This is a genomic window from Enterobacter sp. JBIWA005, from assembly GCF_019968805.1.
In the GTDB taxonomy this organism is placed as follows: domain Bacteria; phylum Pseudomonadota; class Gammaproteobacteria; order Enterobacterales; family Enterobacteriaceae; genus Enterobacter; species Enterobacter vonholyi.
This window is the reverse complement of sequence record NZ_CP074159.1, coordinates 4,186,192-4,200,662: the sequence shown is the minus strand read 5'-3', so window position 1 is coordinate 4,200,662 and position 14,471 is coordinate 4,186,192. Positions and strand designations below refer to the sequence as shown.

The 14,471-nt window shown below is 57.9% G+C and carries 8 protein-coding genes; 2 read left to right on the top strand and 6 right to left on the bottom strand.

Going from position 1 to position 14,471, the window contains the following annotated elements:
* Positions 1-4: 4 nt before the first annotated feature.
* Complete coding sequence (gene gltB / locus KGP22_RS19950) at positions 5-4,465, bottom strand: glutamate synthase large subunit (RefSeq protein WP_223580592.1); 4,461 nt, start codon at positions 4,463-4,465, stop codon at positions 5-7.
* A 687-nt stretch (positions 4,466-5,152) separates the two neighbouring features.
* Between gltB and KGP22_RS19945 the strand changes: the two genes are divergently transcribed.
* Positions 5,153-6,094, top strand: coding sequence for a TIGR01212 family radical SAM protein (locus tag KGP22_RS19945; RefSeq protein ID WP_223582486.1), 942 nt, complete (start codon positions 5,153-5,155; stop codon positions 6,092-6,094).
* Here the strand turns inward: KGP22_RS19945 and KGP22_RS19940 are convergent.
* Positions 6,074-7,576: a helicase HerA-like C-terminal domain-containing protein gene (locus tag KGP22_RS19940; protein WP_115876361.1), complete on the bottom strand. Its 1,503-nt coding sequence runs from the start codon at positions 7,574-7,576 to the stop codon at positions 6,074-6,076. The genes KGP22_RS19945 and KGP22_RS19940 overlap by 21 nt on opposite strands.
* Positions 7,577-7,713: 137 nt before the next feature.
* Here KGP22_RS19940 and KGP22_RS19935 point away from each other — a divergent pair, with 137 nt between their 5' ends.
* A complete protein-coding gene (locus KGP22_RS19935) occupies positions 7,714-9,354 on the top strand; it encodes a dihydroxyacetone kinase subunit DhaK (protein ID WP_223580590.1) in 1,641 nt (546 codons plus the stop codon).
* A gap of 43 nt (positions 9,355-9,397) precedes the next feature.
* On the opposite strand, the gene KGP22_RS19930 is transcribed toward KGP22_RS19935, so the two are convergent.
* From KGP22_RS19930 to holC, 4 genes are all read right to left on the bottom strand, one after another.
* Positions 9,398-10,417, bottom strand: coding sequence for an NAD(P)-dependent alcohol dehydrogenase (locus KGP22_RS19930; protein WP_045403564.1), 1,020 nt, complete (start codon positions 10,415-10,417; stop codon positions 9,398-9,400).
* An 83-nt stretch (positions 10,418-10,500) separates the two neighbouring features.
* Positions 10,501-11,004 (bottom strand): GNAT family N-acetyltransferase, encoded by a 504-nt coding sequence (locus tag KGP22_RS19925; protein ID WP_045403561.1) that lies wholly within the window; start codon positions 11,002-11,004, stop codon positions 10,501-10,503.
* A gap of 123 nt (positions 11,005-11,127) precedes the next feature.
* A complete protein-coding gene (locus KGP22_RS19920) occupies positions 11,128-13,983 on the bottom strand; it encodes a valine--tRNA ligase (protein WP_223580588.1) in 2,856 nt (951 codons plus the stop codon).
* On the bottom strand, positions 13,983-14,426 hold the full coding sequence (gene holC / locus KGP22_RS19915) for a DNA polymerase III subunit chi (RefSeq protein WP_008502815.1): 444 nt from the start codon (positions 14,424-14,426) through the stop codon (positions 13,983-13,985). Before holC ends, KGP22_RS19920 begins: the two co-directional genes overlap by 1 nt.
* Positions 14,427-14,471 lie beyond the last annotated feature (45 nt).

Sequence of the window (14,471 nt, the reverse complement as noted above, 5' to 3'; positions counted from 1 at the left end):
TTCCTTACTGCGCCTGCACGCGCAGCTCTGCTGCGCTACGACTACGGTGACCCAACAGGGCTTTAACATCGCTGGACTTCGGCTTAACCAGCGCGAATTTCGCAGAGAACGCCGGCCAGTTCGCCAGGATCTCTTCGCCGCGCGAAGAACCGGTATGCTGCACGTGTTCGGTAATTAAACCGCGCAGGTGTTCTTCGTGAATGGCCAGCGTGTCAACGTCCAGCACTTCCACCAGCTCCGGGTTCACGCGTTTGCGGAACTCACCGTCTTCATCCAGGACGTAGGCAAAACCGCCCGTCATGCCTGCGCCGAAGTTCACGCCGGTTTTACCCAGAACGCAAACAATCCCGCCCGTCATGTATTCACAACCGTTATCGCCAATGCCTTCCACCACGGTGATGGCACCGGAGTTACGCACCGCAAAACGCTCGCCCGCACGGCCTGCTGCAAACAGACGACCGCCGGTCGCGCCGTACAGGCAGGTGTTACCGATGATGCTGGCTTCATGGCTGCGGAAGGCTGAGCCGACCGGAGGACGCACCGCCAGCAGACCGCCCGCCATGCCTTTACCGACGTAGTCGTTGGCATCGCCGGTCAGGTACAGCTCAACACCACCTGCGTTCCACACGCCGAAGCTCTGACCCGCGGTACCGCTGAAATGCGCGGTAATCGGATCCGACGCCAGCCCCTGGTCACCGTGCGTCTGCGCGATGTAGCCGGAGAGCGATGCACCCACGGAACGGTCGGTGTTACGGATATCAAACCAGAACGTTTTGCTCTGCTTGTCGTCCACGTACGGCTTCGCCTGCTGCAGCAACTGTGCGTTCAGCACGCCGTTATCAAACGGCGGGTTGTTCTCGGTGCAGTAGACCGCTTTGCCAGGATGCGGCTGCGCGGTTTCCAGCAGCTTGCTCAACTCCAGCTTCTGCTGCTTGGCGGTGAAGCCTTCCAGCTCTTTCAGCAGGTCGGTACGGCCAATCAGGTCCACCAGACGTTTAACGCCCAGCTGCGCCATCAGCTCGCGAGTTTCGCGGGCGATGAACTCAAAGTAATTAGTCACTTTGAACGGCAGGCCGTGATAGTGGTTCTTACGCAGCTTCTCGTCCTGGGTTGCAACGCCGGTTGCGCAGTTGTTCAGGTGGCAAATACGCAGGTATTTACAGCCCAACGCGACCATTGGACCCGTACCGAAGCCGAAGCTTTCCGCACCGAGGATCGCCGCCTTGATGATGTCGAGGCCAGTTTTCAGACCGCCATCCACCTGCAGACGGATCTTATGACGCAGACCGTTAGCCACCAGCGCCTGCTGGGTTTCCACCAGGCCAAGCTCCCACGGACAACCCGCATATTTCACGGAGGAGAGCGGGCTTGCGCCGGTACCGCCGTCATAACCGGCAATGGTGATGAGATCCGCATAGGCCTTCGCCACGCCGGTCGCGATGGTGCCAACGCCCGGTTCGGAAACCAGCTTCACGGAGATCATCGCCTTCGGGTTGACCTGTTTCAGGTCGAAAATGAGCTGCGCCAGATCCTCGATAGAGTAGATATCGTGGTGCGGCGGCGGGGAGATCAGCGTCACGCCCGGCACGGAATAGCGCAGTTTGGCGATGTACGGGGTGACTTTATCACCCGGCAGCTGACCGCCTTCGCCCGGTTTAGCACCCTGAGCAACTTTAATCTGAATCACGTCGGCGTTGACCAGGTACGCAGGCGTCACGCCAAAGCGACCGGATGCTACCTGCTTGATACGGGACACTTTATTCGTGCCGTAACGGGCCGGATCTTCACCGCCTTCGCCGGAGTTAGAGTTACCGCCGATGCTGTTCATGGCTTCCGCCAGCGCTTCGTGAGCTTCCGGGCTCAGCGCGCCGATGGACATCGCCGCGGTATCGAAGCGTTTGAACAGTTCCGATGCCGGCTCAACTTCGTCAATGCTGACCGCTTCATCGCCCGGATTGAGGGCAATAAGGTCGCGCAGCGTCGCCGCCGGACGGTTATTCACCAGCTCAGCGTACTGCTGATAATCGCTGTATTCACCGCTCTGAACCGCCTGCTGCAGCGTGCGCACCACGTCCGGGTTATAGGCGTGGTATTCGCCACCGTGAACGTATTTCAGCAGACCGCCCTGATCCAGCGGCTTACGTGCCAGCCAGGCGCGCTTGGACAGGTTCACCAGATCCTGCTGGAAGTCCGCAAAACCGGCGCCGCCGATGCGGCTGACCACGCCCTGGAAGCAGAGGTTGGCAACCTCGTCATGCAGGCCGACCGCTTCAAACAGCTTAGAACAGCGGTAGGAGGCAATGGTTGAGATGCCCATTTTGGACATGATCTTGTACAGACCTTTGTTGATGCCGTTACGGTAGTTCAGCATCACCGCGCGGTAATCTTTGTCGATCGCGCGGGTATCCACCAGACGGGCCAGCGTTTCGTAGGCCAGGTACGGGTAGATCGCCGTCGCGCCGAAGCCCAACAGCACGGCAAAGTGATGCGGGTCGCGGGCGCTTGCGGTTTCAACAATGATGTTCGCGTCGCAGCGCAGGCTCTTATCGACCAAACGCGTCTGGATAGCGCCGACCGCCATCGGGGCAGGTACAGGCAGACGGTTTTTCGCGATATTACGGTCGGACAACACCAGCAGCACGGTGCCGTTACGCACCATCTGTTCGGCTTTGTCACACAGCGCATTCACCGTGTCTTCAAGGCTCGCTTCGTTCACGTCGAAGGTAATGTCGAGCGTGTCGGCGCGGTAGTGCTCCTCTTTCATGGTGGTGAGCTGTTTGAAATCTGAATACAGCAGGATCGGCGATTTAAAGGTCAGACGATGCGCCTGGCCTTCGGCCTCGCAAAAGACGTTCATCTCACGACCGATGCTGGTGGCCAACGACATCACGTGCGCTTCACGCAGCGGATCGATTGGCGGGTTGGTCACCTGCGCGAACTGCTGGCGGAAGTAGTCGTAAATGATGCGCGGCTGGCTGGAGAGCACGGCAAACGGGGTATCGTCACCCATCGAGCCGACCGCTTCCTGGCCGTTTTCACCGAGCACGCGGATGACAGAGTCCAGCTCTTCCGCGCTGTAGTTAAACTGCTTCTGGTAGCTCGCGAGAGTATCGTCGTCCAGCTCCCGGCTGCCCACTTCTTCGTCCGTAAGATCTTCGAACGGCACCAGGCGACGCACGTTCTTTTCCATCCACTCTTTGTACGGGTGGCGGCTCTTCAGATCGTTGTCGGTTTCGGCGGAGTGCAGGATGCGCCCGCCGCGGGTGTCGATAACCATCAGCTCGCCCGGACCGACGCGGCCTTTCTCGACCACTTCGTCAGGCTGGTAATCCCAGATGCCGACTTCAGAGGCGCAGGTGATGAGCTTGTCTTTGGTGATAACGTAGCGCGCCGGACGCAGACCGTTACGGTCCAGGTTACAGGCGGCAAAACGTCCGTCGGACATAACGATGCCCGCCGGGCCGTCCCACGGCTCCATGTGCATGGAGTTAAAGTCGAAGAACGCGCGCAGCTCAGGATCCATATCCGGGTTGTTCTGCCAGGCTGGCGGCACGAGCAGACGCATGGCGCGCACGATATCCATCCCGCCCGCCAGCAGCAGTTCCAGCATGTTATCCATCGAACTGGAGTCCGAGCCGGTTTCGTTCACGAACGGCGCGGCATCGTGCAGGTCAGGGATCAGTGGCGTCTGGAACTTATAGGTACGGGCGCGGGCCCACTGGCGGTTACCTGTGATGGTGTTGATCTCGCCGTTGTGCGCCAGGTAGCGGAACGGCTGAGCCAGCGGCCAGCGTGGTACGGTGTTGGTGGAGAAGCGCTGGTGGAACAGGCAAATGGCCGATTCCAGACGCAGGTCCGCCAGGTCCAGGTAGAAGCGCGGCAGGTCAGCCGGCATACACAGACCTTTATAGATGTTCACCAGGTTAGAGAGGCTACAGACGTAGAACTCTTTATCGTCCTGGAGACGTTTTTCAATGCGGCGGCGGGCGATAAACAGACGGCGTTCCATATCACGTGGACGCCAGCCCGCAGGCGCGTTGACGAAAATCTGTTCAATACGAGGCAGCGAGGAGAGGGCGATTTCACCGAGCACCCCTTCGTTGGTTGGCACATCGCGCCAGCCGACAATTGACAGGGTTTCACGCTGAAGTTCTTCTTCGACGATGCGGCGTGAGGCGGCAGCCTTTTCAGGATCCTGATTCAGGAACAGCATGCCGACAGCGTAGTTTTTGGCTAAACGCCAGCCGCGCTCTTCCGCCACGATGCGGAAGAAACGATCCGGTTTTTGCAGCAGCAGGCCGCAACCGTCGCCGGTTTTACCATCGGCAAGGATGGCGCCACGGTGCTGCATACGGGCCAGTGCGTGAATAGCAGTACGCACTACCTTGTGGCTAGGTTCGCCTTCTATGTGGGCGATCAGGCCGAAACCACAGTTATCCTTCTCAAGGGATTTATCGTACAACATATCAGTGAACCTCCCCAGGCTCGTCGGGCTTCCCACTGAACTTTACCGTGGCGCACAGGCACAGAAAGAGCATGGCGACGGGGTTTGCGTTTCATACGCGGACCTCGCATTCGCCCTCTTTTTCATCCTTTCGCGCAGGTAAACAAGTTTGAGGACTTGCTTCAGAGGGAATCTCAATTACTGCATAAATATGATGAGCAGGCCGCTCATCCAGAAAGCTTCCAGCGGATTTCCAACTTATCGGGAATTGGTACACAGGTCAAATGGCAATCTTATTTATACAAAAATGTGCTAAAGAGAGTCTATGTCATTGTATTTTAAGTGTATTTAACTATTTTTACATAGATTGAATGACCTGAGAGCGAGCAGCGGAGTGTGATCTGACTCACTATATGAAAGCGGTATTATCAATGTAGCGTGCTGAATAGCGGTTTTATAGCAGAACAATAATCTGGCAATGGATGCAAACCCGCATAAACCCACTGTTTTTCAGTGGTAGCGCTATAAATGAAAAAAACAATCAGAACATAAGGAAAAGTAATCACAGGAGGCGTGAATGAAATTGCAGTAATCGTGAGTATTTATTCACATGGATAAAGGCCGTCCAGGGCGATTGATCCAGGTCATCGCCGACAGAGGCTAAAAGTGGCAGGCTTGTCCCCTTTCTCCGGGACGGTCTATCAGATTATGCAGTTACAGAAATTAGTCAATATGTTTGGTGGGGATCTTTTGCAGCGGTACGGGCAAAAGGTTCATAAGCTGACGCTGCACGGCGGGTTTAGCTGCCCGAATCGCGATGGCACCATCGGGCGCGGCGGCTGCACCTTCTGTAACGTCGCGTCGTTTGCCGATGAGGCGCAGCAGCACCATTCTATCGCTGAGCAGCTTGCCCACCAGGCCAGCCTGGTGAACCGCGCGAAGCAATATCTGGCCTATTTCCAGGCCTACACCAGCACGTGGGCGGAGGTGCAGGTATTGCGTTCGATGTATCAGCAGGCCGTCAGCCAGGCCAATATTGTTGGGCTTTGCGTGGGCACACGCCCGGACTGCGTACCGGACGCGGTGCTGGACCTGCTCAGCGAGTACAAAGAACAAGGCTACGAGATCTGGCTGGAGCTGGGCTTGCAGACCGCGCACGACAAAACGCTGCACCGTGTTAACCGTGGCCATGATTTCGCCTGCTACCAGCGCACCGCGCGCCTGGCCCGCGAGCGCGGGCTGAAGGTCTGCTCGCATCTGATTGTTGGGTTACCCGGCGAGGGTCAACAGCATGGTCTTGAAACGCTCGAAAAGGTGGTTGAAACCGGCGTGGACGGCATTAAGCTGCACCCGCTGCATATCGTGAAGGGCAGTATTATGGCGAAAGCCTGGGAGGCTGGGCGGTTAAGCGATATTGAGCTTGAAGACTATACGGTGACAGCGGGGGAGATGATTCGCCATACGCCGCCGGATATTGTCTACCATCGCATCTCGGCCAGTGTCCGCCGTCCAACGCTTCTGGCACCGCTATGGTGTGAAAACCGCTGGACGGGGATGGTGGAAATTGACCGCTATCTGCAGGAGAACGGCGTACAGGGTTCGGCGCTGGGCCGCCCCTGGATTCCTCGTCTAGCGGCGACGGCCGCCTAGCAAACTCCCCAGCATGCCGCGCACGATTTGATTGGTGACCTGTCGGGCTGCGCTTTTCGCCATGGTCTGCACCACGCCATCGCGCTTGCCGCCGCGCGGCCCGGTGCTGCCGAACAGAATGTCTTTGAGCCCACCGAGAATGCCGTCATCGACGGCGACAGATTGCCCTTTAGCGGCAGGCGCATCCTGCGATTCTGTTGTCGCCTGGACCCCTTTTTGCAGCATCTCGAACGCGGACTCGCGATCCACCTCGTCTTCGTATTTCCCGTAAACCGGAGAGTGGTTAATCAGGCCGTTGCGCTCATCGTCGGTCACCGGCCCCATGCGCGAGCAAGGCGCGATCACCATGGCGCGTTCTACCACAGACGGGCTGCCCTTCGCATCCAGGAACGAGATCAGCGCTTCACCGGTGCCTAGCGCCTGAATCGCCGCTTCGGTATCAAAGGCAGGATTGGCGCGCATGGTTTGCGCGGCGGCTTTCACCGCTTTCTGATCTTTTGGCGTAAAGGCGCGCAGGGCATGCTGCACGCGGTTGCCGAGCTGCCCGAGCACGTTGTCGGGGATATCGGACGGGTTTTGCGAGACAAACCAGACGCCGACGCCTTTGGAGCGGATCAGGCGAATGACCTGTTCAATTTTATCCAGCAATACCTGCGGCGCGTCGTTAAACAGCAGATGCGCTTCGTCAAAGAAGAACACCAGCTTCGGTTTTTCCAGATCGCCCGCTTCCGGTAATTGTTCATAGAGCTCGGAGAGCATCCACAGCAGGCTGGCGGCGTAGAGTTTCGGCATCTGGTAGAGCTTCTCTGAGCTCAGGATGTTAATAATGCCTTTGCCGCTGCTGTCGGTGCGCATCCAGTCCTTGATATCCAGCATCGGCTCGCCGAAGAAGTGTTCGGCCCCCTGCTGCTCAAGCGTCAGTAGACCGCGCTGAATAGCGCCCACCGAGGCGCTGCTGATATTGCCGTACTGGTTCTGGAAGGATTTGGCGTTATCGCCGATGTATTGCGTAATGGCGCGTAGATCTTTGAAATCAAGCAGCAGCAGTCCCTGATCGTCGGCAATGCGGAAGATAATATTCAGCACGCCGGACTGCACGTCGTTGAGGTTAAGCAGACGGGCCAGCAGCAGCGGGCCAAGATCGGAGACGGTGGCGCGCACCGGGTGGCCTTTCTCACCAAAGATATCCCACACCACCACCGGGTTACCGTGCGGGGTCCAGTCCGTGATGCCAATATTTTTCAGCCGCTCGAGCAGTTTTTCAGATGCCGTCCCATCCTGAGCCACACCGGTTAAATCGCCTTTCACGTCAGCCATAAAGACCGGTACGCCAATCTCTGAAAGCGACTCCGCCAGCTTTTGCAGGGTGACGGTTTTCCCCGTCCCGGTCGCTCCGGTGATCAGACCGTGGCGGTTCGCCATCGCGGGCAGTAAATACAGCTCTTTTTCCAGCGTCCTGGCAATTAACAATGGTGTACTCATGATGCGCTTCCTCTCTTAGTCCTGGGTGGAGTATAGGCAACCTGGCCGCAATTTGGTTGAGTAAATTCCTGACTTTGCGGCGCATTATCCAGCGCGGACTATGCTTTTGCATACGGTTCACAAAATAGTGGGAAACTATGTCCAGATTCTTCTTTAACGGTCGTAAACAGCTGGTCAACGATGCCATTGAAGGCATACTGCTTTCTGCGCCACACGCCAATCTCGTCAAGCTTGATATCGATCCGGCCATCAGGATCGTCGCACGCGGCGACTGGGACAAAAGCCGCGTGGCGGTGATCTCCGGCGGCGGCTCAGGCCACGAACCCGCGCACGCCGGGTTTGTCGGCAAAGGGATGCTGACGGCGGCAGTGTGTGGCGATCTTTTTGCTTCGCCGAGCGTGGATGCTGTGCTGAATGCCATTGTGGCGGTCACGGGCGACCGGGGCTGTCTGCTGATCGTAAAAAACTACACCGGCGATCGCCTGAACTTTGGTCTGGCGGCGGAAAAGGCTAAACGTTACGGTCTTAAGGTGGAGATGGTGATCGTGGCGGACGATATCGCGCTGCCGGATAACAAGCAGCCGCGCGGTATTGCCGGAACGGCACTGGTGCACAAGATTGCGGGCTATGCGGCGGAGCAGGGGAAATCGCTGAGCGAGGTGCGGGATATTGCGCAACAGGCCTGCGATAACCTCTGGAGCCTGGGCGTGGCGATGCAAACGTGCAACCTGCCGGGCAGCGACGATGAAGAGGGGCGGATTAAACAAGGCCATGTCGAGCTGGGCCTGGGCATTCACGGCGAGCCCGGGGCTTCCGTGGTGGATACGCAAAACAGCAAAGCCATTATCGACACCCTAGTGACGCCGTTACGCGCGCAGGCGGGCGAAGGGCGTTTTGCGGTATTGATTAACAATCTTGGCGGCGTATCGGCGCTGGAGATGGCGCTGCTGACCAAAGAGCTGGCGCACTCGGCGCTGAAAGAGAACATCGCGTACCTGATTGGCCCTGCGCCGCTGGTCAGCGCGCTGGATATGAAAGGCTTTTCTCTGACGCTGCTGAAGCTCAATGATTTCTTCGAAAAGGCGATTCACGCCGATGTCGAGACGCTGGGCTGGCAGAAGCCCGTGGCGTTTGCGCCACTGCGTACCGTGACGCATAGCGCCATTCATGACCGTGTGGAATATACCCCGTCTGACAATCCGCAGGTGCGTGCGTTTGTCTCCGCAGTGTCGACAACGCTGATCCAGCTGGAAAACCGCCTGAACGCGCTGGATGCCAAAGTGGGGGATGGCGATACCGGCTCCACCTTTGCGCAAGGGGCGCGGGATATTGCGCAGCGCCTGGAGGAGAACACGCTCCCGCTTAATGATGTGTCTAAGCTGCTGCTGCTGGTTGGCGAGCGGCTGGCGACGGTGATGGGCGGGTCGAGCGGGGTGCTGATGTCGATCTTCTTCACTGCGGCAGGGCAAAAGCTTCACGATGGTCAGCCTCTCCCTGAGGCCTTGCTCAGCGGACTGGCGCAGATGAAGCAGTACGGTGGGGCAGATCTCGGCGATCGCACGCTGATCGACGCGCTGCAACCGGCGCTGGAGGCGTTGCTGAAAGGAGATATCGAGGCAGCGGCGAAGGCAGCACAGCAAGGTGCCGAAGCAACGGCGAAAATGGCGAAAGCCGGCGCGGGACGCTCGTCGTATGTCAATAAAGAGAACCTGGATGGAGTAATGGATCCTGGAGCGGTCGCGATAGCGGAAGTATTTAACGTATTGGCGCAGCAGTGAAAGTAGGCCGGGTAAGGCGAAGCCGCCACCCGGCAAACTCACATCAGAAATCCGCTTTCAGCACCACGCGGTAGCGGGCTTTACCGTCGCGCACGTGCTGGATCGCTTCGTTGATTTTCGACATTGGATACAGTTCGGTGGTCGGTGCCACTTTGGTGCGTCCGGCGAATTTCATCAGTTTGCGCAGCTCGTACGGCGTACCGGTAGCAGAACCGGATATGCTGCGATCCCCACCGATCAGGGTAAACGCCGGAACCGGCAGCGGCTTCATCACCGCACCCACGGTGTGGAAGTTACCGCCGTAGGCCAGCGCTTCAAAGTACGGCTGCCAGTCGAGATCCACGTTAACGGTGTTGATGATCAGATCAAACTGGCCCGCCAGCGCGTTCAGCGCCTGCGGATCGCGGCTGTTCACCACTTTATCCGCCCCCATCGCCAGCACTTCTTTCTCTTTCGCCGGGTTCGAGCTGAACGCCGTGACTTCGCAGCCCATCGCGTGCAGCAGCTTAATGGCGATATGGCCCAGTCCGCCGATACCGATGACGCCGACGCGGCTGGTGGCTGTTATATGGTGCATCAGCAGGGGCTTGAAGACGGTGATACCGCCGCACAGCAGCGGGCCGGCGGATTCGATATCAATGCTCTCCGGCAGCGGGATCACCCATTGCCAGTCGGCGCGCAGCTTATCGGCAAAACCGCCTTTGTTCAGGATGGTAGGAACGGCGCCTTCGAGGCAGTTGATCTGATTTCCACTGATACAGGCGTCGCAGTGACCACAGCTGCGTGCCGTCCAGCCAATTCCCACGCGCTGGCCCACTTTCAGCCCTTTGTCCTGCGCGGCGCTACCGAGCGCCACGACGCGGCCAATGACTTCGTGTCCGGCAACCAGCGGATAGCTGGAGAAGCCCCATTCGTTGTCGATCATCGAGAGATCCGAGTGGCAGATCCCGCAGTAATCAACCTGTACTTCGACGTCTTCTGCTTTTAGTTCGCCCGCATCGTACTCGTACAGCTCAAGTTCTGCACCCGCCTGCGGTGCGGCGTAGCTTTTTATCTTCGACATCGTGTTTCCCCCGTTGTGGTGTGAACTGAGAGTGTAGAGCATTCAGTTTACAGCCGCTTAACAGAAGAGGGCAGGAACGAAAGTTACAGACTTTTCAGCATTCTGACTTCGCAATCAACGTGGCCGGTACAGCCCAGCGGCGCATCGATATGCTCAAAGCCCAGATGTTCATACAGGCCGATGGCCTCTTTGAGGAACGCGGTCGTTTCAAGGTAGCAGCGGGTGAAGCCCTGCTTGCGCGCGTGGTCCAGAGCAATCAGCGCCAGCTTTTTCGCCAGTCCTTGCCCGCGCGCCGTTGGCAGAAAATACATTTTCTGCAGTTCGCAGATATCCGGCTCGCTGCAGCTGAGGGGCGCCACGCCGCCGCCTCCGACAACCTGGCCGTTCTGCTCGATTACCCAGTAGGCGTGCCCTGGCTGGCTGTAGAGCTGGTAAAGCGCGTCCAGGTTCGGGTCGGCAACCGTGTAGCCTTTGTCAGCCGTCAGGCCATATTCGGCAGAAACGGTGCGGATAACGGCGGCGATAGCCGGGTTATCCTGCTCAGCGATCCGGCGCATCGTCGTCGCGACGGGGGTAATCACGCTCATAGCATTACTCATTACAAAAATTGACACATAACTGCTGTTAATAGCACCGCAGAAAGGGGAGTGCAAGCGAGGAGTTTTCAGGAAGGATACCCCTTACGCCCTGAAGCGTAAGGGGTAAAAGCATTACAGGGCAGCGATAACCGCCTGCTGCTCGATCAGCTTGGTCTTCGCATCGGCGAAGGCAACCAGACGCTCACGCTCTTTCGCGATGACCGCTTCCGGCGCGCGGGCGACAAAGCCTTCGTTCGCCAGCTTGCTTTCGATTTTGCCAATTTCCACGTCGACTTTCGCCACTTCTTTCGCCAGACGAGCCAGCTCGGCGTCTTTGTCGATCAGACCCGCCATCGGGATCAGCAGCTCGGCGCCGTCGATGATTTTGGTCACGGAAACCGGACCTTTGTCATCCGCAGGCAGCACGGTGATGCTTTCCAGACGCGCCATGGTTTTCAGGAAGGTGTTGTTCTCTGTGACGCGACGAACGGCAGCTTCGCTGCAGCCACGAAGCAGCAGCTCCAGCGGTTTGCCAGGGGCAATGTTCATTTCAGCACGGATGTTACGTACCGCAACGATCGCCTGCTTCAGCCACTCGGTATCCGCTGATGCCGCTTCATCCACTTTCGCCGCATCGAATTCCGGGAACGGCTGCAGCATGATGGTATCTGCGTTGATGCCAGCAATCACCTTCACGCGCTGCCAGATGGTCTCGGTGATGAATGGAATAACCGGGTGCGCCAGGCGCAGCAGGCCTTCCAGAACGGTAATCAGCGTGTTGCGCGTGCCGCGCAGTTCCGCTTCAGTGCCGCCGTTCATGACCGGCTTCGCCAGCTCCAGATACCAGTCGCAGAACTGGTTCCAGGTGAATTCATACAGGATGCCCGCCGCGATGTCGAAGCGGTAGCTGTCCAGCGCCTCGCGGAACGCTTTCACCGTCTGGTTGAATTCCGCCAGGATCCAGCGGTCAGCCAGAGACAGCGTCATTTCGCCGCCGTTGAAGCCACAATCCTGATCTTCGGTGTTCATCAGCACGAAGCGGCTGGCGTTCCACAGCTTGTTACAGAAGTTACGGTAACCTTCCAGACGCTTCATGTCCCAGTTGATGTCACGGCCGGTAGAGGCCAGTGCCGCCAGGGTGAAGCGCAGGGCGTCGGTACCGTGGGACTCGATCCCGTTCGGGAACTGCTTCTCGGTGCGCCTGCGGATTTTCTCAGCCAGCTGCGGCTGCATCATGTTGCCGGTGCGTTTTTCCAGCAGATCTTCCAGAGAGATACCGTCAACCATGTCCAGCGGGTCAATAACGTTCCCCTTGGACTTGGACATCTTCTGGCCTTCGTCGTCGCGGATCAGACCGGTCATATAGACGGTATGGAACGGAACCTGCGGCTTGCCGTCTTCGTCTTTGATGAAGTGCATGGTCATCATGATCATGCGGGCAATCCAGAAGAAGATGATGTCGAAACCGGACACCATCACGCTGGTTGGGTGGAACTGACGCAGCGCGTCAGTGTTTTCTGGCCAGCCAAGGGTGGAGAAGGTCCACAGCGCGGAGGAGAACCAGGTGTCCAGCACGTCTTCGTCCTGACGCAGGGCAACGTCCGCGCTCAGGTTGTTTTCCTGACGCACTTCATCTTCGCTGCGGCCAACGTAGACGTTGCCTTCATTGTCGTACCATGCCGGGATACGGTGACCCCACCACAGCTGACGAGAGATACACCAGTCCTGAATATCGCGCATCCAGGAGAAGTACATGTTTTCGTACTGCTTCGGCACGAACTGAATGCTGCCGTTCTCAACCGCTTCCACAGCCGGTTTCGCCAGCACGTCGGCACGCACGTACCACTGGTCGGTCAGCATTGGCTCGATTACCACGCCACCACGGTCGCCGTACGGCACGGTCAGGTCGTGAGGCTTGATCTCTTCCAGCAGGCCCAGTGCGTCAACGGCAGCCACGATCGCTTTACGCGCGGCAAAACGTTCCAGCTTCTGGAACTCCGCCGGGATATCGCTGGAATAAACGTCGGATTCGTTGCCTTTGGTGTCGTACACTTCTGCGTTTTCGCGGATATCGCCGTCGAAGGTCAGGATGTTGATCATCGGCAGGGCGTGACGACGACCCACTTCATAGTCGTTGAAGTCGTGCGCCGGGGTGATTTTCACGCAGCCGGTGCCTTTTTCCATGTCGGCGTGTTCGTCGCCCACAATCGGAATACGGCGGTTTACCAGCGGCAGCACCACGAATTTGCCGATCAAATCTTTATAACGCGGATCTTCCGGGTTAACGGCCACGCCGGTATCGCCCAGCAGGGTTTCCGGACGGGTGGTCGCGACCACCAGGTAATCTTTGCCGTCGGCGGTTTTTGCACCGTCGGCCAGCGGATAGCGGATGTGCCACATGGAGCCTTTAGACTCGCGGTTTTCCACTTCCAGGTCAGAGATGGCGGTGCGAAGTTTCGGATCCCAGTTTACCAGGCGTTTGCCGCGGTAAATCAGGTCTTCTTTATACAGGCGAACGAAGACTTCTTTAACGGCATTGGACAGGCCTTCATCCATGGTAAAGCGCTCGCGCTCCCAGTCCACGGAGTTGCCAAGACGACGCATCTGACGGGTAATGGTGCCGCCAGATTCCGCTTTCCACTGCCAGATTTTGTCGATAAAAGCGTCGCGACCGTAGTCGTGGCGGGTTTTTCCTTCTTCAGCGGCAATTTTACGCTCAACCACCATCTGGGTCGCGATACCCGCGTGGTCAGTCCCCGCTTGCCACAGGGTGTTTTTGCCCTGCATGCGCTGGTAGCGGATCATGGTGTCCATGATGGTCTGCTGGAAAGCATGACCCATATGCAAACTGCCGGTGACGTTCGGCGGCGGGATCATGATGCAGAAGGACTCTTTGCTTTCGTCGCCGTTAGGCTTGAAATAGCCCTGCTGTTCCCAGTGCTCGTAAAGCGGCTGTTCGATATCGCGTGGGTTATATGTCTTTTCCATTATTTCCAGGTTGCCGTATTCAGGTTAAAACCAGCCAGGCGGTACGCTTTGTAGCGTTCGCGCGCCAGTTGTTTCAAAGATTCTTCGTAAGGGACAAAGTCTACCACTTCTGTGAAAGCGGTGGCAAAATCTGCAAAATCTATCCGCAGGCTAATCAGAATGTCGCGCGCGCTGCTGTTGCGCTTTTGCGGCCAGGCAATTTCAACCGGCGCCCCGCCGCGCGGACCTTCGCCTGACAGGTTATGCGGAACAAAACTCTCCGGCGGGCGAGCCCACAGCGCTTCATCGAGACGAATCGCCTGCTGCTCATCTTCACAGGCTATCAACACGCGTTTGCCTGCGCGCCAACGTTCTGCGGCAATTTCACACACCAGCTGTTCGACGGCGCTGAGGCCATCCTGATGGGTGTCGTTGTCCAGAAGGTAGAACGTTGCATTCTTCATATATGGGGCTTCTTGTGCTCACTTTAAATGCTTAAGCCGGGCGGC